Source organism: Kistimonas scapharcae (assembly GCF_039540975.1).
Taxonomy (GTDB): Bacteria; Pseudomonadota; Gammaproteobacteria; order Pseudomonadales; family Endozoicomonadaceae; genus Kistimonas; species Kistimonas scapharcae.
This window is the reverse complement of the sequence record NZ_BAABFL010000086.1, coordinates 1-723: the sequence shown is the minus strand read 5'-3', so window position 1 is coordinate 723 and position 723 is coordinate 1. Positions and strand designations below refer to the sequence as shown.

Below are 723 nucleotides of genomic sequence, written 5' to 3'. Positions count from 1 at the left end.
TCAATCTTGTAGACGACGATGATATCGATCTTGCCTTCCTGCACCTCCGCCAGTAACCGTTTCAGGGCAGGGCGCTCCATGGAGCCACCGGAGAAACCCCCGTCGTCGAAATGGTCATCAATTGCCGTCCAGCCTTCATGCTTTTGCGAGGCGATATAAGCGGCGGCCGCTTCACGTTGGGCGTCCAGACTGTTGAACTCCTGCTCCAGCCCTTCCTCGGAGGATTTGCGGGTATAGATGGCGCAGTGTGTCTTGAGTGGCTTTCCGTTAGTCATTGTTTTCCTTCCTCAGTCCAAAAAAGGCCGGTCCATTCCAGTGGGTGCCGGTGATGACCTTGGCGATACGGCTCAGGTTGGTGTAAATCTCACCCCTGTATTCAAAGCCGTTTTTAACCACCAGCACGTTATGCCGTTCACCGTGGTAGTCCCGGGTCAGGCGGGTACCAATGGGCAGCTCTTCCTGACGCTTGCGGGTGATCCTGCCGTTCTTTATCCGCCTGCGCAGTGTGGCCAACGCGTCGTTCGCCCGTTTGCTCAGGCCCCCATGAAAAATCTCCTGTACCCGCCAGGCCAGCCGCATCATCAGGAGGTTGGGATGCATGGCAGGCGCTGGTTTGAAATAGAGTTCCTGCCACAGATCTTTCAGTTCCCGGGTATTCATTTTCCGGATGCGATCCAGCTGGTGGTCGAGTGCTTCACTGTCGTTCATGGTCGTCTGTTTCCT

At 55.9% G+C, this 723-nt stretch carries 2 protein-coding genes; both read right to left on the bottom strand.

All coding sequences use genetic code 11. From position 1 onward, the window contains the following. Positions 1–275, bottom strand: a 275-nt coding sequence (locus ABD892_RS05170; RefSeq protein ID WP_345194327.1) for a recombinase family protein, incomplete at its 3' end; no start/stop codon positions are given. Then, positions 268–723, bottom strand: a 456-nt coding sequence (locus tag ABD892_RS05165; RefSeq protein ID WP_345194326.1) for a DUF2924 domain-containing protein, incomplete at its 5' end; no start/stop codon positions are given. The genes ABD892_RS05165 and ABD892_RS05170, both read right to left, overlap by 8 nt.